Origin of the sequence: Burkholderia sp. M6-3 (assembly GCF_050858985.1) — a bacterium.
GTDB classification, from domain to species: domain Bacteria; phylum Pseudomonadota; class Gammaproteobacteria; order Burkholderiales; family Burkholderiaceae; genus Paraburkholderia; species Paraburkholderia caledonica.
In genome coordinates this window covers 2,718,695-2,742,593 of record NZ_CP110091.1, presented here as the reverse complement: position 1 = coordinate 2,742,593, position 23,899 = coordinate 2,718,695, and the positions used below count along the sequence as shown (strand labels likewise).

Genomic DNA, 23,899 nt, shown 5'->3' with positions numbered 1-23,899 from the left:
GTGAGAGCGGCTGCCTGGGGCGTATGTCGGCCCAATTAGAGACATCGGCAAACACTCGTTCGCGGTCCTCCGAACGACCGTCGCACACCTGCTCATGAACGGCACGGTGCACGAGGGCGTGCGTTCGACTGAATGCACGCCCCGGGACCGCCTCGTCAGCGCACCTTCGCGCCGGAAGTCTGCCCGAACGACGGATGCCTGCGCCGCACGTAGTACGACACGACGATCGCGAGCGCCGTCGATACCGCGAACCAGAACTGGAAGCGTGATTCCGGGTTGAATGCCTGCGACCCGAGTACGGCGACCAGCGCAAGCAGCGCGACCCAGTTCGACACCGGATAGAACCACGCACGGAACGCCGCCGGGTCGCGTTGCTCGTGCTTCGTCTGCCGGCGCATCGCGAAGTGCGCGACGATGATGAAGATCCAAACGATCATAACGAACGCGCCGCTGCTCTTCGCCAGCATCAGGAACAGGTCGCCGCCGCTCAGGAAGTGAATGCCGAGGATCGAAACGCAAACCACAAGGCACAGCACGAGCGCGTTCATCGGCACGCCTTTCGCGTTGGTGCGGCCGAACATCGCGGGCGCATGGCCGCGCTGGCTCAGCGAGAACAGCATGCGCGAATTGGAGAACAGGAACGAGTTCATCACGGACATGAACGACACGAAGAGCACGATCTTCATCGCGACGGCCGCGCCGGTGAAGCCCGCCATGCTGAACAGCGATACATACGGCGATTTCAGGTTGACCTTGTCGGTCCACGGCATACACAGGATCAGGATCGACACCGAGCCGACGTAGAACACCATCACGCGTAAGATCACACTCTTGATGGCGCGGATCACATTCTTGCCCGGGTTCTCGGATTCGCCTGCGGCCACGGCCGCGATTTCGCTGCCGCCAAGCGAGAAGATCACGACCATCACGCCGGAGATCACGGGCGAAATGCCGTTGGGCATGAAGCCACCGTGGTCGGTCAGGTTTACGAACCCCGGCGCGGGGATGCCCGGCTGGAAGCCGAACAGAATCGACGCGCCGAGCACCATGAACACGATGATCGTTGCGACCTTCGCGAACGACAGCCAGTATTCGGCTTCGCCGAACGCGCGCACGGAGTACGCGTTGCTCGCCATCAGCGCGATCAGCATAAACAGCGCGCCAGCCGGGACCGGTAGCCATGGCAGGAAATCGTGGAGGATCGCGCCGAGCAGGATCGCCTCCACGGTGATCGTAATCATCGACTTGAACCAGTAAAGCCAGCCGACCGCGAAGCCGGCCCATTCGCCGAGATAGCTGCTCGCATACGTGGAGAACGAGCCGCTATCAGGATTGCGGGATGCCATTTCGCCGAGCATGAACATGACCAGCGTCACCATGACGCCCCCGATCAGGTACGACAGAATCGCCGCGGGGCCGGCGGTTGCAATAATGGAGCCGGAGCCGACGAACAGGCCTGCGCCGATGACGCCGCCGAGCGCGATCATCGTGATGTGTCGTTGCTTGAGGCTCTTTTTTAATTAGTAGTCCTGCATGTCTACCTCCACAGTTGATCTGGATTATTGATGAAACGTGTTTACACCTTGTCTTTTTGTGCTAGCGGGCCAAGATGGGTCGGATGTTGAGGAGCGACGACGTGTGGGCGGAGATCCGCTTTACCGCACCAAACCTTCTTTTGCCGTTGCTTTACGACCCCGAGGATTGGACCGGTGATGTGCCCGCTGCCAGTGCTGCTTCGTACGCACGCTTCAGCCGCCTTGCGCCTTCCTGAATCTCCACAACGCCGGGAGCAGCGAATGAAAGACGCAGTGATGCTATGTCCAGCTTATCGGCGAAGAACGCCTTACCTGGGACGAAAATGACCTTGTTTTCGATTGCGTGCCTCAGGAGTTCCGATGAATCGATACCTTCGATTCGCGCCCACACGAACATCCCGCCTTCGGGTTGATGGAACTGAATGGCATCGTCCAGTTGCCAGCGCAGTTCATTGCACAGTGCGTCACACTTGCGTCGATACATCGCGGTGATGCGCGGCAGATGGCGCTCCAACGCGCCGTCCGCCAGATATTCGGCCGCGATCGCTTGAGTCCATGGAGCGCTACATAGGTCCACCGTCTGCTTCGCGATGATGCAACGGCGCGTGATCTCTGCCGGCGCGATTGACCAGCCCACTCTTAGTCCCGGCGCGACAATCTTTGAGAGGCTTGCAAAGTGAACCACCCAATCGCGCGAACCCTCGACTTCGGCCGTCAACGCAAGAGTTGATGGGACGGCGTCTCCCGAAAAACGCAGATCGCCGTATGGGTCGTCTTCAACGATAACGAACCGGTACTTGACAGCGAGCTTGAGCAACGCGATGCGTCGTTCCCGCGTGATGGTTGCACCGGTCGGGTTCGCGAATGTTGGCACCGTGTACAGCAGCTTCGGTCGCGGCACGGCTCCCGATTCAAGAAGCGCGGCGAGGTTGTCTACATCGAGGCCGTGGCCATCTACTTGCGCCGTAACGATCTGGGCATGCTGAAGCTTCAGGGCCTGCAACGTCGCGGGATAAGCTGGTTGTTCGGAGAGTACGACATCGCCGGGCGCGACGAGAACGCGCAACAGTAAATCCAGTCCTTGCTGGGAACCCGTCGTCACGAGCAGTTCGCTCGGCCCATAGGTTACGCCGCGACGGGCCATCAGATTTACCAGCTCACTCTTTAGCTCAGGCAGTCCGTCGGTCGGCCCGTACTGCAGACAGCGGTTCGAATCCCGGTAAGCGCGTTTTTGGGCAAATGCCAAACCGTCGACGTCAAAAAGGTCGCTAGCTGGATAACCGCCCGCGAATGAAATCATCCCGGGTTCGGCAAGATACTTGAACAGCTCACGAATCGGTGAGCCGGACGGGTCTTGAAAAGGGGCTGTAAAGTCGTACATATCGTCGTTGGCTCGTCGCCGGTCAATTGCAGCATCTCCGTGTAGCAGGCATTGGACCGAATAATCCGGTCGCACGCGTTGTTGCTACGGCCCGATATCTATGCACGTTGTAATGCGCTTCTATCACGCTCGTGTCCGCCCTGGCTCAAAAGATCCAGAGCCACGTCGACGATCATGTCTTCCTGGCCGCCAACCATCTTGCGCCGACCGAGTTCCACGAGGATATCGACTGTTTTTAAACCATACTTGCTTGCAGCAAGTTCGGCGTGCCGCAGAAAGCTGGAATACACGCCGGCATAGCCGAGCGCCAGCGTCTCACGGTCAACGCGCACTGGACGATCCTGCAACGGACGCACCAGGTCGTCTGCCGCGTCCATCAGGCGGTACAGGTCGCAGCCGTGATTCCAGCCCAGACGTTCCGCTGCGGCGATGAACACTTCGAGCGGTGCGTTTCCTGCGCCTGCACCCATCCCGGCGAGACTCGCGTCGATGCGATCGCAACCTTCTTCGACGGCGACCAGCGAGTTCGCGACGCCAAGGCTCAGGTTATGGTGTGCGTGCATACCGGTCTGAGTCTCTGGGTCCAATATGTCCTTGAAAGCGCGGAAACGGTCTCGGATGTCCGTCATGCCAAGTGCGCCGCCCGAATCCACGACATAGACGCAGGTCGCGCCGTAGCGCTCCATCAGTTTCGCCTGCATCGCAAGTTTCTGCGGCGTCGTCATGTGGCTCATCATCAGGAATCCGACGGGATCCATGCCGAGCTCGCGAGCAAATTCGAGATGTTGGCGAGACACGTCGGCTTCGGTGCAGTGCGTGGCGATGCGCACGACGCGTGCGCCTGCATCATATGCGTTGCGAAGATCATGAATGGTGCCGATGCCGGGAATAAGCAGCGTCGCTATCTTCGCGGTTTTGACGCTCCCCGCCGCTGCAGCAATCCATTCGACGTCACTATGCGCGCCAAAACCATAGTTGAAACTCGACCCTTCGATGCCATCGCCGTGCGCGACCTCAATGCTGTCGACACCGGCCTCATCAAGCGCCCTGGCGATTGCCCGGACGTTGGCGATGGTGTATTGGTGGCGGACTGCGTGGCTGCCATCACGCAGCGTCACGTCGGAGATATAGAGTTTCTTGTCGAGCGATGTCATTGAATAGGCTCCTTCTGGCCTCGGACCACGCCGGCAGCAAGGCGTCGGCGCGCCATCATGTCGCCGCACGCGAGCGCGGCCGACGTCATGATGTCGAGATTGCCCGCGTACGAGGGCAGGTAATGGGCGGCGCCTTCTACTTCAAGGAATACCGACGTCTTCAATCCGTGCTTTACACCGAGACCCGGCACGTTCAGCGGCTTTTCCGGAGAGACAATGTCGAACTGAATCTTCTGTTTCAGGCGATAACCGGGAACATATGCCTGCACGCTGGCAACCATCTGTGCGACGCTGTCCTCAACCGCGCTGACATCTACCAGATCGGACAATACACACACCGTGTCGCGCATGATTAATGGCGGCTCCGCTGGGTTGAGCACGATGATTGCCTTGCCGCGCGTTGCTCCACCCAGCGTCTCGATAGCGCTACGGGTGGTCTCAGTGAATTCGTCGATGTTTGCGCGCGTGCCCGGCCCCGCAGATCTGCTGGAGATAGAGGCGACGATTTCCGCGTAGTGGACCTTCGCGACACGCGACACGGCTGCAACAATTGGAATCGTCGCCTGACCGCCGCACGTGACCATGTTCATGTTGGACGCATTTTCAGCCTCGAGATTGATCGCCGGAATCACATACGGGCCAACCGCAGCCGGTGTCAGATCGATAACCTGCACGCCGTGCTTTTGCAGCACATCGTTGTCATGCTTGTGCGCACTGGCCGACGTGGCGTCGAAGACGATATCGATGTTCTTGAACGCATCGAGTTTCAACAGCCCGTCGATCCCCTCCGCTGTCGTCGCCACGCCCATCCGTTCAGCGCGCGCGAGCCCATCCGATTTCGGATCTACACCCACCATCGCAGCCATTTCGAGGTGCTGGCTGTTGCGCATCACCTTTATCATCAGGTCGGTCCCGATGTTGCCGGGACCGATGATCGCAACTTTTACCTTTCCGTTCATATCCACTCCGAGATTTGGGGTCACGCCGCGACGTGAAATCCAACACTGCCGAGCTGCTCCATCTCGACTGACGTGTACTGCCGTAGCTTGATCCACTCCGCTGGCGTAGCACCGCCCGCCATGACAACCCATCCGGCCTGAAGGGGCTCGCCAGCCTCCGCTGATAAACGCGCGGCGGCTACGAGCGAACGTAAAGGATGACCCAGCAGCGCTGCGGTCGATCCTACCTGGACGACCCGCCCGTCGATGCTCACTGTCAACCCGAGGTTAGAAAAGTCGATCTTCGGATCGCACCAGGGGCCGATAACAAAACCGCTAGAGGACGCGTTGTCGGCAATCACTTCTGGCAGCGAGAACTTGAAATCCTTGTAGCGCGAATCGATGATTTCGATCGCCGGAGCGATCGCTTCCACCGCCGCGAGGGCTTGAGGCCCTGTGACGTTCCCTTCGAGTGGCCGCTTCAGTATGAAAGCGATTTCCGGTTCGCAGCGGGGATGAACGAAGCGCGAAAGATCAATCGCTGTCCCTTCCTCGATCTGCATTGCATCGGTCAGTCGTCCCCAGATCACATCGGATAGGCCCATCTGGACCATTTTGGCCCGGCTGGTAAAACCCATCTTCACACCGACACGGCGTTCACCTCGGTCGAGTCGACGGCGGATCGATTCGGCTTGAATACGGTATGCCTCGTCAAGTGACAGGCGGCCCTCGCGATCGAACCGCGTGACCTCCGTTGCGTTTAGTGCCGCATCGTCGAGCAGCTTGGCGAGTTCGGCAGTGTTGCTCATGAGCGCACCTCGTTTTTTGATAGCGGTTCGAACACGGCGCGCACGGACCCTAGTCCGTGGATGCGAGTTTCGAACACGTCCCCGGGGATGACGGGGACCATGGGTCCGAGGGCGCCTGACAACACCAGGTCTCCGGTTTTCAAGGGTTGGCCCAGCGATGCCATCGTCCGGGCCAGCCAGACAACCGCATTGATGGGATTTCCCAGACAGGCGGCGCCTGCGCCGACCGATACTGGCTCGCCGCGTCGCTCCATCACCATGCCGCACAAGCGCAGGTCGAATTCAGACAATTTACGAGGCATGGTGCCGAGCACGTACGCCGACGAGGACGCGTTATCCGCAATCGTGTCGGTGATGCGAATGTTCCAGTCCGCGATCCGGCTGCCGACAATCTCCAGCGCAGGCAGCGCGTACTCGATGGCGTTGAGCACGTCAACCTGGGTAGGGTTGTCCATCGTCATGTCACGTCCGATGACAAATGCGATTTCGGACTCAACCTTGGGTTGCGTGAGTATCGATGATGGAATTGGCTCACCATCGCCATACCCCATATCGTCGAAGAGCATGCCGAAGTCGGGCTGGTCCACACCGAGCTGCTTCTGCACGGCGACCGATGTGAGGCCGATTTTGCATCCGACGACGCGGCGGCCTTCGGCCTGGCGACGCTCGGTGTTCACTCGCTGGATCGCGTATGCGTCGTCGATACTCAATTGATCGTACGTTTCGCGCAACGGGGCGAGGTATTGGCCGCTGCGCTGAGCAGTTGCAAGCGCAGCAGCTGCTTCCTCGATAAGGAGGGGTGTCATTTGCCGTTCTCCAGAGCCGGCGTGCCGAGTTCGTCCTTGGTACGCTCGCCTATTGCCCAGTGTGTCGAGGGCACCTCGTTTGCAAAGACCCGAATGCTTTCCAGGGGCACGCCGAGGGTTTCGTGCACGGTGCGGGCGATTGCCTTAAGGCACGCCTTGACGGCTTGAGCGTCGCGGCCCTCGACGAGCGAGATGTGGATGATTGGCATGACTCGTTTCCTGACGTGATATGAGCGAGGTCATGATGTACGATGCAAGCCATGACGGTCCAATACCGTTTGGACCCATATTGATACCGAATGGGTATCGGAGCCTGCGCAGTACCTGGAGGAATCATGGACCTGAAGCAGATGCGCTATTTCATGGCGCTAGCAGAGGAGGCGAACTTCGGACGGGCGGCGGAACGTCTGCACATGGCGCAACCGCCGCTTACACGCAACATTCGTGCGCTCGAACAAGAACTAGGTACGCAACTGTTCGTCCGAACCACGAAGGGCGCCGAGCTGACCGAGGCGGGTCGCGCGTTGATGGAAGAGGTGCCCAACATCCTGGCTCTTGCGCGGCGTGCGGAGGAACAGACTCAATTGGCCGGCCAGGGCTACCTGGGACGGCTCGATGTCGGCATTTTCAGTTCGGGGATTCTGAACGTCATTCCCCGGCTACTCGCCGCGTTTCATACCGAACGGCCGGAGGTCAAGATCGGCTTGCACAATATGTCGAAGGCCGAGCAGATCAGTGCGTTGCGTGAGCGGCGCATCACGATCGGTTTCAATCGTCTCGTCCCCGACGAACCCGATATCGCGGTTGATTGGGTTCTGAGAGAACCGTTTCTGGTTGCGCTGTACGAAGGACATCGGCTGTGCGCGAAGAAGGCGGTGGCGCTGCGGGATCTCGACAGCGAGCGGATGATTCTTTATCCCAACGCACCCGTGCATGGCCTCGCGCAGGAGGTGTCCGCTGCGTTTCGCGCCGAGAATGTGCAACTGCGCGTTGAGCAGGAAGTGGAGGACGTGGTGACGTGCATCGCATTGGTTGCGAGCCGTTTCGGCATTTGCGTGACCACGGAATCGGCAGTCAATCTGCGGCTGCCCGGCGTTGTGTACCGCCCGCTCAGATCGACACAGTTGCGGGAAATCGAGTTGACCTGTTTGTATCGTCGAGGGGACAACTCCCCAATCCTGCAAGCCTTTTTAAACTTGATACGGACTTCGCGAACCCACCGCGTTCGTGCCCAGCTTTGAGCGGCGGTCGTGAGTTATTCCGGGACGTCGGGCAAGCGTCCGGTCGGCAGGGCAATACCTCGACGAAGCACGATCATCCGCAAGTTTGCTCAAGTCTATCCGGCGGCCACTGTCGGCCTATCTTCAGCCCTCGCTCGCCGCATCTTGGCCCCCTTCCAACCGCCGGTAAACCTCCTGAACCGGTCGCACCCTGAGAGGTAATTGCAGCGTTTAGTCGATGATCGGGATGCCGATGACGGACGTCGACGAAGCAGCCGGTGCGTGGCCGCTACATCGATCGACCTATCGTTGAACCACTCCCTGTTCCTTCCGTTGCTACTGCTATTGATACTGACGATTCACCGTTTGATCCGTGTCGTTGAGCGGTTCGACGAGATCGATCTGCGCTTTCAACGGACTCGGCTGGTCTATCTGCAAGGTGCCCGCCGCCGTGAATTCGAGTTGATTGTCCAGACCGATGTTGTATGCGGGCCAGGCAATCAGCCCTGCATCGGATGGATTCCCGGTTTTGGCGAAAGCAGACCAGTAAGCGATCATGTTGCGCGCTACCTGCTCGTCTTGGGCTGTGACCGCCGTGCCGTAAGAGGCGGAGAGCGTGTCGAAAACGTAAGGTATCTCGGCACCGTGTGTAGCTCCGCTAACCTTGCCCCGAATCGACTGCGCCACGTAAGAGAAGCGGTACAGGTAAGTGGGGAGACCTTGCGAGGTGAACGTTCGTGCAACGAAGCGCGCCGGCTCGTCCATTGTGATGACACGGGAAATCTGGCTCTCGACCGCCGACACCGATGCTGCGCCGGTTGGATCGAACGCTGCGGCGGCCGCACTGAGCTTTTGCGAACCGAAGATTGCGTACGCCTGCTCTTTCGTCGTGAGTCCGCTGGTGGCGAAGCCAAGGTCGGCATTGTTCACGCCGAGAAGAAGCGGAACCTTCGCAAACTGGCCGGCTTTGTACCGATTCTCCGGTTCATCTACCACCAGTTTGCCGTCGACAATCGAACTGCCCGAGAAGGTGGCAAGGTTGTGCGCAAGGTTCAGAGTCGACGTGTCGAGCCCGCCCAGGACCTGATCTGCCGAGAGTGCACGCAAGGCCTGCAACGAACCGGCGTCGCCGCCGTTGATGCCGAGTTCGTTTGCAAACAGCGTACCCTGTTCTTCCGCGGATGCTCCGACCGTTTTCGCGTTGCGTGAAAGTGTGCGCCCCCAGTACTGATCGACGCGCCCATTGCCGGATTCAATGATCGCTTTGGCGAACAACCCTGACGCCTGCGGTGATGTCAACAGATTATGGATCGACTCTCCCCCAGCCGATTCTCCGAAGATTGTCACGTTCGTCGGGGCGCCACCGAAATTAGCGATGTTCTTCTGAACCCATTTCAGAGCAGCAATCTGATCCATGTAACCATAATTTGCCACGGTCTCGCCGGATTGCGCGGCAGCGGCTGTCAATGCTGGATGCGCAAAAAAACCGAAGCGGCCAAGACGGTAGTTGAGCGTGACAAGCACGACTCCCTCTTTTGCAAACTGTGTGCCGTCGTAATGGGGCATCGACGTGCCGCCGGTAACGTACGCACCGCCGTAGATCCAGACCATGACGGGCAGATTCTTGCCGTTGCTGTTCTGCGGGCGCCAAACGTTGAGGTACAGGCAATCTTCAGACGGTGTGACCGTCAGCCCCGAGTTCGGGCCGTTAGTCTGCATGCAGTCATGAACGAAAGACGTGGTCTGGCGCATGCCGCTCCATGCGGCCACAGGCTGTGGCGGTCTCCAGCGCAGCGCGCCGACGGGCGGAGCCGCGAATGGAATGCCCTTGAAAGCGACCACGCCGTTACTCGCCGAACCTTGCACGGTGCCGTCGGCGGTTGCGGCAATGGTGGAATCCGAAGTAACGGAAGAGCCGCCGCCGCAAGCCGCCAGCATGACAGCGAGCGTTGACGAAACGAACAGCGCGGACAAGCGCTTCGATCCACCTTGCGTCAATACAGCGCGAGATTTTGTCTTTTTCAAAGCGTTGTGTCTTTGTGCAATCATGGCTGTGATCGTCCTTTGTCCTGGTCCATCGTCTCAGCGTGGAATGTTTCGCTTACCACCATCGTTCTTATGTCGGCGGGCTCTGCGGCGCAGAGTGGAACCGAGTATCGAAGCGCGATTTCCTGCCGTCAAATTCGGGCCAATAATGATCGGCATGAATCGCGTTCATGCGGAAAAACAATTCGGATAGCTTATCATTTGACGATTACTGTCGAAGCATAGGTTCGCGGCGACCGATACTGTTCGAGCATGCCGGGCCGCATATGAACAACGCAGCAATGCACGTGACGAATCGGGCGTCCCGTCATCAGACGGGACGCCCGCGGCGTGATGCGAGCCCTGCGGCCTAATCAGCGTTCTCTACGCTACGACGGATCGACGCAACTGAAGCTGTCGGCCGAATTCGCATCGCCGGTGCCGTTGTATTTGCTGACTTCGGGCCACGGGCACAGAGGCATGGTCCGTTGAATGGCACCGGTCGGAGAATTGTCGGCGTACTTCGTCGCAATGATCTGATCGGGCACGCGGCCTTTCTCTACCCAGTACTGTGCGGCGGCCAACAGGTCGTGAGTTGGATCGTCCTGTGCAACGGGGAATCCCGGATTAAGATTACCGAACACATTCGGCCCGACTCCTTTGCTGCAATGATCCATTCCCGGCGCGGTGAACAGCTTCATGAATTTGTCGGACTGACCTGGCATGGCCTTCTCGACGTTCTGGCGGTACGCAATGGCCGCTCCCGGCACCTGGATGCCATCGGCAAGACCTTGGAAGACGATGAGCTTACCGCCATGCGCCGCGAAGGCGGAGAGGTCCGGGTTCGATGCGTCCACTGCGAAGTCCAGGGTGTTGTGCATCACGTCGACGTCGCCGGCCCAGTTGAAGCTCTTCCAGTCCCAGTTCACGCCCCATACCCACTGGAATGGAAATGGAAACGGCGGCGCAGTGGTCGGCGTAGTCGCGGCGGTCGAGAAATCGAGTTCGGTGCCAGGGAGATATCCGTAGGATAGCTGCGCGCCTGTCACAGGATTGGTAGGTCCGGCGTAGATCTTACGCAGCGCGCTAACTTGTCCTGCTGTCAGGCACTCGGGCGCGTCGGCGGCATTGCACTGAATCACCGCTGGGTCCACCTTGCACATGTCCGGTCGGCCGATGACGCCGTCTGTCAGTCCGTCCAGTCCGTCGCACGCGCTCATGACATAGTCGGCCCACAGCTTGCGCTTGGCGACCGTCAGATTGGTCGTCTGGTCCTGCTGGGTCGCGGCCCACGCCCACTGATAGGAAAGATGCGCGGGCACGCGGGCTGCGCCCGGTGCGCCGGCCACGATGCCGTCGTAGTCCTGCGGATACTGTTGCGCCTCGTGCATGCCTTGACCACCGCCGGTCGAGCATCCGAACCAGTACGAATAGGACGGGGCCTTCGCATAGAAACGGTTGGCGAGAGTCTTCGACAATGTCGTCATCAAATGCGTCGCGCGATGGCCGAAGTCGACGATCGTATCCATATGCCCGACCATGCTTGCAACGCCTGCCGATGTGCCGAGGTCGGTATTCGCAACGGCGAACCCGCGGCGCAAGCCATTGGCCAAGGCTTCATAGTCGATGGTGCCGCCGAGGCCTCCGTTTCCCGTGCCGAGGTATTTGCCGTTCCACGCAGCCGGAAGCCACAGCTCCACTTTGATGTTCGAGTCGGACGAAGGCTTGACAGTGGCGGCGACTCGGCAAAAGGGCGGCAGGCCCTTGATGGTCACGCCCGTGGGCGGCGCGAAATCGCCTGCTGGCATGTCCCTCGCCAGCGTGAAGGTCGTGTCGGCGATCGTCGTGGAAGAAAGTTCAGAACAACTCACCGTGGACGTTTGACTGGTCGTCAGCCCGGTGTCTGATCCGCCGCCGCATCCCGTTGTGAATAATGCAGCCGACGCGACCACCAGTGGCGTCAGTGCGCACGGCACGAGCAGGACTTTGCCCTCTCTTTTCTTGAGCATTGTGTGTCTCCAGAGGCAATGATTCGGAGTGGAAATCTGAACAACGCGTGGCGCTAGACTCGTCAGCAACTTTTTGTGTGGCTACGTTACGGGCGACGGACAAACCGTCGGCAACGGTTTGCTTCGGCTGGGATAGGCGTGCGATTCGACGCGTGGACGCCGCCTCACAATACTGCCGGCAGTTCTGAGATGCAGGTGTGGAAGGCAGTGTCGATGCATCACTCGCAAGCGTCAAATTCACCGATATTGGTTATGGGTATCAGTTCGGTGGATGGTTTCAACTTTTCATGCGGCGAACACACCGGCACTCATTTCGACGCGCCTGTGCATTGGGTGACGGGCAAGGACCACGAGCAGAACACCGTGGACACCATCAAAGTCGAAAACTTCATTGCGCCGGCCGTGGTGATCGCCGCCGGCGCTGAAGTGGCAGCCGATGCGGACTGGCTGCTGACCGTCGCATTTCTGGAAGCTTGGGAGACGAAGCACGGCCACATTCCCGCGAACGCGTGGGTGCTACTGCGCTCGGACTGGTCGAAGCGGACTGATCCGGCGGCGTTTCTGAACATGCGCGAGGACGGTGCGCACACACCCGGTCCAACGCAGGAAGCGGTGGAATGGTTGATACATGAGCGCAAGGTCCATGGCTTCGGTGTCGAGACCATCAACACCGATGCAGGGCAGTCGTACGCGTGGCCCATGCCGTACCCATGCCATACGCTGATGCACGGCTCGAACCGCTATGGCCTGCAGTGCCTGAGAAATCTAGACGAGTTGCCCGCCACAGGAGCGGTGATCGTTTCCGCTCCGCTGAAAATCCTGGGAGGCTCGGGCAGCCCGCTTCGTGTATTGGCCCTGGTGACGCAGTAAGCGTCTCGCTGCCCGCATGACAAAGCGCAGCCGGCGCAAAGGTCCGTTCAGCGACCGGTCGCGCCCTTCCACGCGCGCGGCACGCGGTGAAAGTTGCGGTCGAAATAGATCAGGCTGTCACCGTCGCTGCGCACTCTGATCTCAGTCGTCTCCACGAACAGCACCGCATGCGAGCCGACATCCTTTGCTTCGACAATTCTTCCCTGCAAGCTCGCGAGCGCGCCGCGCAACACGGGCACGCCGTTGAGTCCTTCATGCCACTCCGGCAGCTGGAAGCGCTCTTCCATCGACAAACCCGTCATGCCCGCGAAGTGTCGCGCCATGTCTTCCAGATTTGCAGGCAGCACGTTGATGCATACATGGCGATTACCGTCGAATACCGCATGCATTGCGCTCGAGCGGTTCAGACAGACGAGCAGTGTGGGCGGCGTATCGGTCACGGAGCAAACCGCGCTGGCGGTAATGCCGCATCGGCCGTGTGCGCCTGCCGTGGTGATGACATTGACGGCTGCACCCAGATGCGCCATCGCTTGCCGGAACTGCTGACGCAGCGGGTCGATCTGTGACTGAACAGGAGTGGGCTGTGCGGACATGATGTGTGTGACTCCGGCTTGATGCTATCCAGCAAGGTTGGATTCGATGAAAACGTGCCTGTACGAGCGCACCGTGTCAGTTGGCGCTCAGCGCATGAAGAGTCCGCCATTGATATCCCAGCACGCGCCGTTGGCGAAGTAGGCATCGGCGGAAGCCAGCAGCACGGCCACATCCGCGATGTAACTCGCGGAACCGAGGCGTCCTGCCGGAATGCCCGCAATGACGTTGTCCAGCGTCTCTGCCGGCACGCTTTCGTGCACGATGGGCAGATCAAGCGGGCCCGGCGAGATCGCGTTGACGGTGACGCCGTGTGCGGAGAGGTCGCGCGCAAAGACTTTGGTCAGCGTAAGAGCGCCGCCTTTGGCCGCGGCATAGTGCGCGCCGGTCGCAGAGCCGCCGTTCTGTCCCGCGAGAGAGGCGATGTTCACGATGCGCCCCGCGCCTTGCGTCGCGAAGTGCTTACCGAACACCTGGCAGCCGAACAGAACGCTGCGAAGGTTGACGCTTATTACGTCGTCGAATTGCTCGGCGGTGATTTCCATTACTGGTACGACTTTGGACGCGCCCGCGTTGTTCACGAGCACGTCGACTGCACCCCAGCGGTCGAGGATGGCATCGCGCGCGGCCTCGAAGTCCGCCTTTTTCGTCACATCGAGCGTCACGGCGTAGGCGCCTGATCCGTCGCTGCTCAGCTCGCGCGCGAGTGCCTCTGCGGCATCGACAGCGATATCGCCTAGCGCGACGTTGTAGCCGGCTTGATGGAAGCGGCGCGTTAGCGCTTCGCCCAATCCGCGCGCGGCGCCGGTCACGAGTACGACTCTCTTCGACATGACTTCCGATCCTTCTTTATGCGTTGGAAGCGAGCGTCGCTTCGATGTGTGCGGCGACCGCGCAAACCGTCTCGTCATCGCCTTTGCGACCGACGATCTGCAGTCCGGCCTTCAGCGACGCTCCTTCGACCGGAACCGGTAACGTAAGCGCCGGATGCCCGCTCAGATTGAAAGGCCGAATGAGCGACGACATTGCGATCACCGACGTGCCGGCGCGCGCGGCCTCGATCGTAATGGGCAGTGATGGCATGGTCGGAAGGATCAGGACGTGCGCATCTTCCAGCACGCGGTCAACCTCATCGGTGAAGCGGCGGCGAATGCGCTCGGCTGCGTCTAGCTCGGAGGCCGGCGTGTTCGCGGCAGCGTTGAGGCGCGCGAGAATGTCCGGCCCAAGCATCCCGCTGCCGACCAGATGGCCGAAGGCACGCCATGTTTCGGCGTTGATGACGGCAAGACCGGCGGTGAAGGCATCTTGCATGTATTCGAGTCGCACTGTGCGCGACGCAAGTTCGCTGTGTGCGACGGCAGCAGCGACGGCATGGCGAATTTCGCCGTCTGCTTCGACGTCGGGCAGCGCGACGCGCAGCCCCGTCACCTCACGGCGTGCCCGGCCGCCATGAAATGACGGATCGATTGCGAGCATCACGTCGATGACCGTGTTCATGTCCCGCGCAAACGGGCCGACGCAATCGAGCGACGTCTGGTGCGGCGCGACGCCTTCGCGCGAGACGCGCCCGAAGGTCGGCTTCAGACCGATCACACCGCAGCATGCCGCAGGGCAGCGCACGGAGCCGCCGGTATCAGTGCCGAGTGCAGCATCGACGAGGCGCAATCCCACCGCCGATGCGGACCCGCTCGACGAACCGCCGGGAATACGAGCATGATCTTGCGGGTTGAGAGGCGTGCCAGTGAAGTCGTTAATACCTGTCATGCCGAACGCGAGTTCGTGCATATTTGTCTTGCCCGTAATGCGCCAGCCGGCGTCCAGCAGGCGCTGGACGACTTGTGCATGGCGCGGCGCGGGCGGTGCATCGGCGAGCGCCCGGCTGGCCGCGGTCGTCGGATAGCCCGCTATGTCGATGCTGTCCTTGATCGCAATGGTGGGCGCATCGGCTGCGGCGTGCGACGCGAGATCGAGTCTCTGCAGAAAGGCGCTCATGCACGCACTCCTTGCGCGGGGTTAATCTGCCAGGGCGCGTCGAAAAGGCGCTCGGTACGAAAATGACGGATCAACCAGATGTCTTCGTTGTGCGGCGACGGCGTGAAATCCACTTCGAGCCGCGCCGCAATGAGTTCAGCTTTTGCATGGACATAGCCGGACGCCTGCAGCATGATCCAGCGGCCCTTCGCCGTATCGCCCTGCACTTCGATATGCTCGCTCGTCAGGAAGTGGACGTTCGTCGCGAAATGCGGCGTGGGCGGCAGATAGCGTTGCAACATCGTGACGATGGCGCTCGGCCCCTGCAAGCGGCCGAACTTGTCCGCATACTGCGGACCGATGCCTTCCCACACGGCCACATCGCTAAAGAGCGCCGCAAGCGACTCGCCTTGGAGTGCGCGTGCAGGCACATCGCAAAGCGCCATGTATCGCGCGATGGTTTTGCGCACGGCATTCTGCGCTTCCAGCGCGCGCAGGCGTGTCTGCAGGCTCTCAATGAACTTGTCCGTCATGGCTACGCCTCGTTGGTAACGGCGGGCGGGACAGTCAGCGCGCGGCCAACGCGCGCTTCGATCTTGCCGTAGCGCCAAAGGTTGTAGTCGCCCACAGGCGTCGTGCGATACAGATTGCAGACCGCAACGGCGGTGTCGAAGTCCGCGACGTCGGCCATGACATAGAAGGTCCAGGGAGCGCCTTCGGCGTTGCCAACGACGAGCCGGTCGTCATCCATCACGCCCAGCACTCGTACGCCTTCCATTGCTTCGACGGCGTTGAGCATCGTGCCGTAGGCCTGCCACACTTCGCCTGTCTGCTCACGCGGCAAGTCAAAGAAATTCTGCGTGACACCGCAGCAGAAAAGCACCCGCAGCGGCAAGTGTCTGATATCAGTCATGATGTGGTTCCCTTATGTGCCGAACCGCATGTCCGGCTTACGGATCGCCGCGTACGGTTCTGGCTATGACTTATCGTCCCAACGAGCGAGCGGTCTTGCCGCCCAGGCCGAAATCGGTGCTGGGAATGTCTTTGATCATGACGCGCGTGGACTGCAAGGGCACATTCAGCACGGACGCGCTGGTCTCCGACAGGTGCGCAATCAGCGCTTCTTTTTGCGCTGCCGTGCGGCCTGCAATCAGAATTGCGACGATGACCGGCAACGCAGCGGGCGTCAGCTTTCCGCCCAACCCGATGTGCGAGACCGGCAACTCGGACAGCAGAATGCGTACGGATTCTGCGGGCGCACCGATCGCGTCGACGGTCGCCTGCGTGAGGCCTTGAATGAGCGACGCCTTGCGCTCGTCGGAATGACCCTGAGGCAAATAGACTTCGAGTGTCGGCATGGTCGGAACAGGAATACGCATCGGCGCGGTGACTGCACGATGCAGGCACCGATGCGCGAATGGCATTCAAAGCAGGAAGCCGATGGCGTTCAGTGCTTCGGTCGAATTGATCAGGCGGATAACTTTCTCGACGAGCCGCGGTTCGCCGTCTGTCATGCCGATCTTGTGCGTCAGGTCGGCGGCGAAGATCGTCGACACGCCGCGCTTGTACGCAATGATGATCTGCGACGACTTCACTTCGACGAGGTCCGCGCTATCCGAAGACCGCGTGAAGCGTGACACGGTGCGCACCGTGCGGGCCGCATCGGATGCAGATGCCGAATACCCTGACGTCATGCGCTGCACGCGCAGTTCGCGCATGTGCTGGTCGTCGAACGCGTAGTTCAGTGTTGCGGCGTAGTCGGTCGTGTCGGGGTCGATCGGCACCACGTAGATGCCCTTGGGGTCCCACAGTTCGAGCCATGCGCGGTAGTCACGCCGGTCCAGAAGCTCGGCTTCGCGCCAGATGAATTCGATCGCGCAAGCGAAGGTCTGGTCGGAGAAAAGTGCGTTACGGTCGTCCATCATGCTTGCTCCATCATTGCGCGCCATTGCCTGTAGGCTTCGCGCATGCCTGTTTCGTCGGTTGCGTGAGCGGTCTTCTCACCGTTCGGTGCGGCCGTTTCGCGGTTCAGACCGCGGTTGACGAGGATCGGTACGTCAGGGCCGGCATATGAGCCGCGCTGCACGCGTTCCCAGGCTTCGGCGTCGTCAGGGCTACCGAAGCCGAACGGGCCCTGAAAGTGTTCGTGAATGCGCAGGCGCACGCGGTTCGCTTCGTCCGGGCCGCCGTCCATGGCGAGCGCAACGTGACGAATCTCCGTCTCTTCGGCCGAGATGGGGCTCAGCACGCGGAAGAACGCCATCGACAGCGCGAGGTTAGGAAACAGGTTCAGGTTGAAGCCGACACCCATCAGCGAACGCACGATGCGCCGCACTTCCTCAGGCGTGTGGTTTTGTGAGAGTTGCGTGGCGAGTTCGTTGAAGCGATCGGGCAGCGGCGCACCGTCGTCACGGTCCAGGTCGACGATTTCCGGCACGAGCACAGCGAGGCTGTGGCCATTGCCGAGCGAACGGCAAAAGGCGTCTTCGCTCGTCATGAAGCTCGTGATGACAGCGGCCGTTTCATCGTCGATGGACTTCATCCAAGACTTGTGCACGACCGGGAAGTGATAAAGGTCGGTCGTATTCTCGAGCTGAATCTTCCAGTTGCCCTTGAATTTGAACTTGTGCTCGCCGTTGGCCTTGATCGGATAGCCGGCGCCCTGCTTCATGAACAGGTCGATCCACGGCTTCGCGCCGCCGAGAAAATCTTCCAGCGATTCGATCTGTTCGTTGAAGCTCGCGAATATCAAACCTTGATACACGCCCACCCGCAGCTTCTTGAGCGGCAGATCGCCCTTTTCGCACACGCCTTCGTAGCCGTCGCCATAAGGCAGCGCGCGCAGCGTGCCGTCGAGCGCATATGACCAGCTGTGATACGGACACGTGAAACCCTTCGCATTGCCCTTGTGTTCTTCGCACACGGTCGCTCCGCGATGACGGCAGCGATTCTGCAGCACATTCACCGCGCCCGTTTTGTCACGAACGACGATAACCGGTTGACGGCCGATGGTCGTGGTCACGAAGTCGCCCGGCTTGGGCAACTCGCTGTCGTGCGCAACCCACACCCACGTCCTGTAGAAGATGCGTTGCAGTTCTTCCTCGAAAAGCTGCGGATCGTAGTAGAGCGAGGGCGCAATGCGATCGGACTCCGCGCGCTTCGCGAGCGCGCTCGTGTCGATGGTTTGATAGGTCGGCGTACTCATCGTGGTCGTGGGGGAGTAGTTGATGGGCTCAGATGAGAAGCGCGCTACCGCATCGGCGCTTCCTCTCGTTGACATCAGTCTCGCTTTGCGTGGATCATGCGTCAAATCGATTAAAAACAGGTCCACGGATAAGTGTGGCCGATGTAACGCGAGACTTCCCATGACATCCATCGACCATGTCGATCTCAACCTGTTGCGCGTCTTTCAGGCCATCGTGGAAGAGCGCAGCCTGACGCGAGCCGGCGAGCGGCTTGCGCTGTCCCAGCCCGCCGTCAGCTATTCGCTTGGCCGGTTGCGTACGCTGTTCGACGACACGCTGTTCATTCGTACGCGCGCCGGCATGCAACCGACGCCCGTTGCGCTGGAACTCGCGGAAATCGTGGGCCGCGCACTCGACACTGTGCGACAGGCGCTGCGTTATGCGGAGCGTTTCGATCCGGCCACGAGCACCCGCACTTTTCGGCTTTCGTTGTCCGACGCGGGTGAGATGGCGTATCTGCCGGCGCTCTGCGCAGCGTTGGAGAAGGCCGCGCCGCGCGTGAAGCTGCTGGTCGAGCCGTTGCCGGTGGAGGAAATAGAGGAAGCGTTGCGCGCGAGCCGGCTGGATTTCGCCATCGGCAATCTGCCTTCATTGCTGCCGCGCACGCGTCATAGCCTGCTGTTCGAAGAGTCGTATGTATGCATGACGCGCAAGCGCCGCGATCTGCCTGCGGGCAATACGCTGAAACTGGAGCGGTTTCTCGCGGCGTCGCACGTGCAGGTGCGCTCGTTGGAACACAGTCATCATGAATTGGATGACGCGTTGCGGGCACAAGGCGTGGGGCGCAATATCTCGCTCGCGCTGCCGCATTTCGTCGCCGTGCCGGGTGTGCTCGCCGTGACCGATCTACTTGCGACGCTGCCTGAGCGGCTCGCGCATATCCTGAATCGCGGCAATGCGTTCCGTATTTATTCGCTGCCGGTTCCGCTGCCGAAGGCCGCGGTGACCATGCATTGGCACGAGCACTTTCACGAGGATGAAGGCATTGCGTGGATGCGCGAGCTCATCTCCAAGATCCTCGCGGACTTCACGAAGTCCTGAGAACTATAGGTCCAGCACAAGCACCGGGGAGCGCGAGCGCGATATGCAGCAACAGATCACGCTGTTGCTCGCGCGTTCTGACTTGCTCAGGCAATGGTCACGATGCTCCGGCTCTCCGCTCACCACGTCGACCATGCAGGTGCCGCACACGCCTTCGCCGCATGACGTGTCGACTTCAATGCCGATCGACGCAAGTGCATCGACAATCGACGTTTTCGCATCGACGTGAACTGTCGCACCGGTACTCGCGATCTGCACATCGAAACTGTCGAGCGACGCTTCATCCGCCGGCGCGGCGTCAGCCTTGAAGCGCTCGAGGTGAATCGATTCAGCGCGCAGCCGCTTCTGCGCCGTTTCGACGACAAGGTCCATGAACGGTGCCGGACCGCAGGTGTAGACATGTGCGTTGTCACGTGCGTCGCGCAGACAGGCGTCGAGGGCATGGGGCAGCGCCTCGCGCTCCACGCCGAAGTGCAGCTTGACGTGTGCATCGAACGGAGCCTGGGTGAACAGCGGCATGAAAGCCGCGTGGCTTTCGCTGCGCGCGAAGTAGTGCAGCGTGAAGCGCGCCTTCCGTGCTGACAGCCGGTATGCCATCGACAGAAGCGGTGTAATACCGATGCCCGCGCCAATTAGCACATGCTCGTCCGCGCCTTCGTGCAGACGGAAGAGATTGCGCGGCGCGCTCACCGACAATTGCGTGCCGACGTGCACTTCTTCGTGCAGCGAGCGTGAGCCGCCGCGCGAATGGTCCTCCTTCTTCACCGCAAAGATTTGCGAGTGCAGACATTCCGGATCGCCGCAAAGCGAGTATTGACGCGTGATGCCTGATGGACTCATCACGTCGATATGCGCGCCGGGCTCATAACAATCGAATGGCAGGCCGTCGAGGCGGGAGATGCTGAACGAGCGCACGCCGTGCGCTTCTTCGCGGACGGCGTCGACTCGGACTTTGAGCAGAGGGGCTTGCATGATGCTTTTCGATGACTTTGGGAGGGATGACGCTTTCAGATTAACGCCGCATAGCCAATAAGCAAAATATATAAAAAAGCGTGATGTGCATCGGTCAAACTGATTTTACGAGCAACAGTCGGAAGCCCACATATGACAGACACAGACGCAAAAAGCACTCGCGCGGCCAAGGCCGCGCGAGTGCTTTCGAAGAGCGAGTGGTGAATTTACCGCTGGCGAGTCTCGTGCGTGAAGCGCAACGTAACGACTGTGATGAGACCGAGGACGATCAGGAACACCGCCACGGGCCAATAGGCATGATAGTGCGCCAGCAAGGCGGTGGCGATGAGCGGCGACAAGCCGCCTGCGAAGATGGACGCGACTTCATGCCCGAGCGCCACGCCCGAGTAGCGCACTTCCGTGCTGAACAGTTCGCCGACCAGCGCCGGCAGCGTGCCGATCATCGCACCGTGGCAGACCGCGGTGCCAATCACGAGCGCGAGCCAGATGAGCGGCGTGGAATGGGTGTTGAGCAGCCAGAAGAACGGGAACGCCATCGCCACGAGAGAAATCGCCCCGATCATATACACCGGCTTTCGGCCGATGCGGTCGGAGAGCTTGCCCCACAACAGCATGGCCACCATCTCGACCACCATGGCGAGCATGACGCCGGTGAGCATGGTCGAACTGGGAATACCTGCATACTTGCCGTACACGAGCGAGAACGCGAGGAAGATGTAGGCGCCGCCGTTTTCGGCCACGCGCAGACCCATCGCCATGAGGATCTCTTTCGGATGGCGCTTGATGACTTCCACCACCGGCATGTGCGATGTCTTGCCTGCCTTGTCGGCGTTTTCGAAGTCGCGGCTTTCCGGCAGGTTGTGACGGATATACACGCCGAGCGCAAAGATCACGATGCTGGCAAGAAACGGCAGACGCCATCCCCATGACACGAATTGATCGTGCGGCAAAGCTTGCACGCCGAGAAAAGCCGCAGACGAGAGCACGAAACCGCCGCCCACGCCAAGCTGGCTCCACGCCGCGTAGTAGCCACGCTTCTCGGGCGGGGCGCTTTCACTGATCATCAGCACACCGCCGCCCCATTCGCCGCCCGAAGCGATGCCCTGCAGCAGACGCAGCGCGACGAGCGCGGCGGGCGCCCACAGCCCGACGTGATCGTAGGTCGGCAACAGACCGATACCGAAGGTCGCGAAACCCATGATGAGCAGCGTCCACACGAGCGAGGCACGGCGTCCATAGCGGTCGCCGATATGCCCGAAGACAATGCCGCCGAGCGGTCGCGCGACGAAGCCCATGGCGAAGGCCGCGAAGGCGCCGAGCGTGCCGATCAGCGGGTCCGCGTTCGCAGGGAAGAAAAGTTGCCCGAACACGAGCGCCGCAGCGGTGCCGTAGACGAAAAAGTCATACCACTCCATTGCATTACCCGCGACTGACGCCACGACGATACGTTTGAGTGCGCGATCCGGCATGGCCGCATTACGTTCGGCGGCCGGCGAAGATTGAATCGTGGACATGTCTGCTTGCCTGGGTGATGGTGAGGCGCGCCTTCCAGAAGGCTTCGCATATCACACAGTGTCGATTCGCCGGATAGCTGCGTCAAATAGGCCGAAAAGAACGGCAGGTATCAGCGTGGCAAATATGCGGGCCTGCCGGGCGCATCAAACTTTGGGCTGGTGAAACATCGCGAAGATGGCGCCGCGCAACCACGCAATGCCTGCGTCGGACGCGAATTGCGTGTGAGAGTGGACCTTGATTTCGATGGGCGGCAGCGAGAAAGGCAACGGCAGCACGCGAAACGCCTTGCCGCGATTGAAGCGCCGCGCAATGCTCTTCGGGAAGACCACCGCGAGGTCTGTGTTCATCACGATCTCGGGCGCGACGACGAAATGCGGCAACCGCAGCACCACGTCACGCTTGAGGTTCAGTTCATCGAGCCACTGCTCGACCATGCGATGACCCGTGGCGTTCGTGCTCGCATAGACGTAGCGCAACGCGGCGAGGTCTTCGCGGGTCGGCCTCGCTTTGCGCAACGGATGACCCGCGCGCACCACGCACACGTGCTCGTCGAGAAAGAGCGTCTGGCTTGCGCAGCCCGCGTCGAGGCCCGGCACATAGCCGAGCGCGAGATCGATCTCGCCCGCGCGCATGGCGGCGCTGACCGATTCGACCGGTACGTTTGCCACCTCGATGCGAATGCCGCGCGCTTCGCGATCCAGCATGGCCGCGAGCGGTGGAAGGAAGTAGAACTCCGACATGTCGGACATGGACACGCGGAACACGCGCTGCGCCGTGGCGGGATCGAACCGCGCCAGCTGCTGCACCGCTTCATTGATGATGCCGAGCGCCTGCGCGAGCGGTGGATAGAGTCGATATGCCGCGTCGGTCGGCACCATGCCGCTCGGCGTGCGCAAAAACAGCGGGTCTTCGAACAGATTGCGCAATCGGCGCAGCGCGTGGCTGACGGCGGGCTGCGTGAGGCCGAGCCTGTCGCCCGCGGCGGTGAGGCTGCGCAGGTCCCAGATGGCGAGGAACACTCGCAGCAGATTCAGGTCGGCAATGCCGGGATGCGGCTTGTTCATGCGCTTCGCTCTAGAACGAGGGCGAAGCGCGCGATAAAGCCGCGTCGCGATCGCCCGCTCACTGATGCTGATGTGCGAGATTACCGTACATGCTGCGCATTGCAAAATGCGGGGTTGTGCCGGAGAACGGCGGCAACGCGAGGAAGTCGCGGCGCATCGCGTCGCGTACGGGCGACGCGAGGGCGGCCATGAGCGCGTCCGTGTCGTCGAAGACTACCTTGTTGCGCTGCATCGCATCCGACTTCGGAAAAGGCAGGCCGCTCGTGCAGTCTATGCGCGTGTAAACCTCGAGCTCGCGCAACGCGGGCAACTGCAGCATCAGTGGAGGATGGTTCTGCATGTAATGCATGAGCCAAGCGTTGAAGTCTTCAGCCACACCTTCGTACGCGACAAGATACGTGCATCGCTCCATGACACTTTCCGCCGAATCCTTGAGCGTGCGCACAGCCATGACCTGCTGACTGAACGACTGCGCGATCGAAGTCGTCTGCATTGCACGCCAGATTGCGCCGTCGCTTGCACAGGCAGCTTCGAGCGGTGCCAGGTCGTCGAAATACCATTGCAGCACGCACGACGGCGTGTCGTCCGAAGCCTCAATACGCGGATCGACCTGGCCGCGTGTCGCTTCGTGCACGATCAACTTGGTGAGACCTCTCACGTGTGACGCGGCGCGTTGCAGCGCACTTGCATCGAGCGGCGTGTGGGGGCCGCTCGCGCCGATCAGAAAAAGACAGACATGCATCGTCTTCGTGC

Annotated in this window: 24 protein-coding genes; 3 read left to right on the top strand and 21 right to left on the bottom strand. The window is 60.7% G+C overall.

The features are described from left to right. Positions 1 to 155: 155 nt before the first annotated feature. From OH764_RS29905 to OH764_RS29875, 7 genes are all read right to left on the bottom strand, one after another. Positions 156 to 1,487 (bottom strand): amino acid permease, encoded by a 1,332-nt coding sequence (locus OH764_RS29905; RefSeq protein ID WP_498849660.1) that lies wholly within the window; start codon positions 1,485 to 1,487, stop codon positions 156 to 158. Between the two features lie 199 nt (positions 1,488 to 1,686). After that, positions 1,687 to 2,916 (bottom strand): aminotransferase-like domain-containing protein, encoded by a 1,230-nt coding sequence (locus tag OH764_RS29900; protein WP_498849659.1) that lies wholly within the window; start codon positions 2,914 to 2,916, stop codon positions 1,687 to 1,689. A gap of 98 nt (positions 2,917 to 3,014) precedes the next feature. Further along, a complete protein-coding gene (gene dmpG, locus OH764_RS29895; protein ID WP_498849658.1) occupies positions 3,015 to 4,070 on the bottom strand; it encodes a 4-hydroxy-2-oxovalerate aldolase in 1,056 nt (351 codons plus the stop codon). Then, positions 4,067 to 5,029 (bottom strand): acetylating acetaldehyde dehydrogenase, encoded by a 963-nt coding sequence (locus OH764_RS29890; RefSeq protein ID WP_498851328.1) that lies wholly within the window; start codon positions 5,027 to 5,029, stop codon positions 4,067 to 4,069. Before OH764_RS29890 ends, dmpG begins: the two co-directional genes overlap by 4 nt. 20 nt (positions 5,030 to 5,049) lie before the next feature. Then, positions 5,050 to 5,817: a 2-keto-4-pentenoate hydratase gene (locus OH764_RS29885; RefSeq protein WP_498849657.1), complete on the bottom strand. Its 768-nt coding sequence runs from the start codon at positions 5,815 to 5,817 to the stop codon at positions 5,050 to 5,052. Continuing rightward, the gene (locus tag OH764_RS29880; RefSeq protein ID WP_498849656.1) at positions 5,814 to 6,623 is read right to left on the bottom strand and encodes a 2-keto-4-pentenoate hydratase; all 810 of its coding nucleotides are present in this window, start codon (positions 6,621 to 6,623) and stop codon (positions 5,814 to 5,816) included. Before OH764_RS29880 ends, OH764_RS29885 begins: the two co-directional genes overlap by 4 nt. Further along, positions 6,620 to 6,832, bottom strand: coding sequence for a tautomerase family protein (locus OH764_RS29875; protein WP_408162931.1), 213 nt, complete (start codon positions 6,830 to 6,832; stop codon positions 6,620 to 6,622). The genes OH764_RS29880 and OH764_RS29875 overlap by 4 nt, the downstream gene beginning before the upstream one ends. Positions 6,833 to 6,958: 126 nt before the next feature. Here OH764_RS29875 and OH764_RS29870 point away from each other — a divergent pair, with 126 nt between their 5' ends. Further along, positions 6,959 to 7,864 carry a LysR family transcriptional regulator gene (locus tag OH764_RS29870; RefSeq protein ID WP_498849655.1) on the top strand — a complete coding sequence of 302 codons (906 nt, stop codon included), beginning with the start codon at positions 6,959 to 6,961 and terminating at the stop codon, positions 7,862 to 7,864. Between the two features lie 321 nt (positions 7,865 to 8,185). Here OH764_RS29870 and OH764_RS29865 read toward each other — a convergent pair whose 3' ends face one another. Together OH764_RS29865 and OH764_RS29860 are read right to left on the bottom strand one after the other, a co-directional pair. Next, positions 8,186 to 9,868: a carboxylesterase/lipase family protein gene (locus tag OH764_RS29865; protein ID WP_498849654.1), complete on the bottom strand. Its 1,683-nt coding sequence runs from the start codon at positions 9,866 to 9,868 to the stop codon at positions 8,186 to 8,188. A gap of 389 nt (positions 9,869 to 10,257) precedes the next feature. Then, positions 10,258 to 11,877, bottom strand: coding sequence for an alpha/beta hydrolase family protein (locus OH764_RS29860; protein ID WP_498849653.1), 1,620 nt, complete (start codon positions 11,875 to 11,877; stop codon positions 10,258 to 10,260). 189 nt (positions 11,878 to 12,066) lie between these two features. Between OH764_RS29860 and OH764_RS29855 the strand changes: the two genes are divergently transcribed. After that, the gene (locus tag OH764_RS29855) at positions 12,067 to 12,747 is read left to right on the top strand and encodes a cyclase family protein (protein ID WP_498849652.1); all 681 of its coding nucleotides are present in this window, start codon (positions 12,067 to 12,069) and stop codon (positions 12,745 to 12,747) included. 47 nt (positions 12,748 to 12,794) lie between these two features. Here OH764_RS29855 and hpaC read toward each other — a convergent pair whose 3' ends face one another. The 8 genes from hpaC to OH764_RS29815 form a co-directional block, all read right to left on the bottom strand. Next, positions 12,795 to 13,340: a PNPOx family protein gene (gene hpaC, locus OH764_RS29850; RefSeq protein WP_498849651.1), complete on the bottom strand. Its 546-nt coding sequence runs from the start codon at positions 13,338 to 13,340 to the stop codon at positions 12,795 to 12,797. 87 nt (positions 13,341 to 13,427) lie between these two features. Continuing rightward, positions 13,428 to 14,171 carry an SDR family NAD(P)-dependent oxidoreductase gene (locus OH764_RS29845; protein ID WP_498849650.1) on the bottom strand — a complete coding sequence of 248 codons (744 nt, stop codon included), beginning with the start codon at positions 14,169 to 14,171 and terminating at the stop codon, positions 13,428 to 13,430. A 16-nt stretch (positions 14,172 to 14,187) separates the two neighbouring features. After that, positions 14,188 to 15,330 carry an amidase gene (locus tag OH764_RS29840; RefSeq protein WP_498849649.1) on the bottom strand — a complete coding sequence of 381 codons (1,143 nt, stop codon included), beginning with the start codon at positions 15,328 to 15,330 and terminating at the stop codon, positions 14,188 to 14,190. Next, positions 15,327 to 15,842, bottom strand: coding sequence for a nuclear transport factor 2 family protein (locus OH764_RS29835; RefSeq protein WP_498849648.1), 516 nt, complete (start codon positions 15,840 to 15,842; stop codon positions 15,327 to 15,329). The genes OH764_RS29840 and OH764_RS29835 overlap by 4 nt, the downstream gene beginning before the upstream one ends. Positions 15,843 to 15,844: 2 nt before the next feature. Further along, positions 15,845 to 16,222: a hypothetical protein gene (locus OH764_RS29830; protein ID WP_498849647.1), complete on the bottom strand. Its 378-nt coding sequence runs from the start codon at positions 16,220 to 16,222 to the stop codon at positions 15,845 to 15,847. A 70-nt stretch (positions 16,223 to 16,292) separates the two neighbouring features. Then, positions 16,293 to 16,667, bottom strand: coding sequence for a tautomerase family protein (locus tag OH764_RS29825; protein ID WP_498851327.1), 375 nt, complete (start codon positions 16,665 to 16,667; stop codon positions 16,293 to 16,295). A 66-nt stretch (positions 16,668 to 16,733) separates the two neighbouring features. After that, positions 16,734 to 17,234 (bottom strand): aromatic-ring-hydroxylating dioxygenase subunit beta, encoded by a 501-nt coding sequence (locus tag OH764_RS29820; protein WP_027804416.1) that lies wholly within the window; start codon positions 17,232 to 17,234, stop codon positions 16,734 to 16,736. Further along, positions 17,231 to 18,514 (bottom strand): aromatic ring-hydroxylating oxygenase subunit alpha, encoded by a 1,284-nt coding sequence (locus tag OH764_RS29815; protein ID WP_498851326.1) that lies wholly within the window; start codon positions 18,512 to 18,514, stop codon positions 17,231 to 17,233. Before OH764_RS29815 ends, OH764_RS29820 begins: the two co-directional genes overlap by 4 nt. 160 nt (positions 18,515 to 18,674) lie before the next feature. On the opposite strand from OH764_RS29815, the gene OH764_RS29810 reads away from it, so the two are divergent. Beyond that, positions 18,675 to 19,595, top strand: coding sequence for a LysR family transcriptional regulator (locus tag OH764_RS29810; RefSeq protein WP_087751935.1), 921 nt, complete (start codon positions 18,675 to 18,677; stop codon positions 19,593 to 19,595). 3 nt (positions 19,596 to 19,598) lie between these two features. Here the strand turns inward: OH764_RS29810 and OH764_RS29805 are convergent, their stop codons facing one another. From OH764_RS29805 to OH764_RS29790, 4 genes are all read right to left on the bottom strand, one after another. Further along, positions 19,599 to 20,567: a PDR/VanB family oxidoreductase gene (locus tag OH764_RS29805; RefSeq protein WP_498849646.1), complete on the bottom strand. Its 969-nt coding sequence runs from the start codon at positions 20,565 to 20,567 to the stop codon at positions 19,599 to 19,601. 206 nt (positions 20,568 to 20,773) lie between these two features. Then, positions 20,774 to 22,081 (bottom strand): MFS transporter, encoded by a 1,308-nt coding sequence (locus OH764_RS29800; protein ID WP_498849645.1) that lies wholly within the window; start codon positions 22,079 to 22,081, stop codon positions 20,774 to 20,776. A 144-nt stretch (positions 22,082 to 22,225) separates the two neighbouring features. Next, positions 22,226 to 23,146: a LysR family transcriptional regulator gene (locus OH764_RS29795; RefSeq protein WP_498849644.1), complete on the bottom strand. Its 921-nt coding sequence runs from the start codon at positions 23,144 to 23,146 to the stop codon at positions 22,226 to 22,228. A gap of 58 nt (positions 23,147 to 23,204) precedes the next feature. Next, on the bottom strand, positions 23,205 to 23,888 hold the full coding sequence (locus tag OH764_RS29790; protein ID WP_498849643.1) for an EthD domain-containing protein: 684 nt from the start codon (positions 23,886 to 23,888) through the stop codon (positions 23,205 to 23,207). Positions 23,889 to 23,899 lie beyond the last annotated feature (11 nt).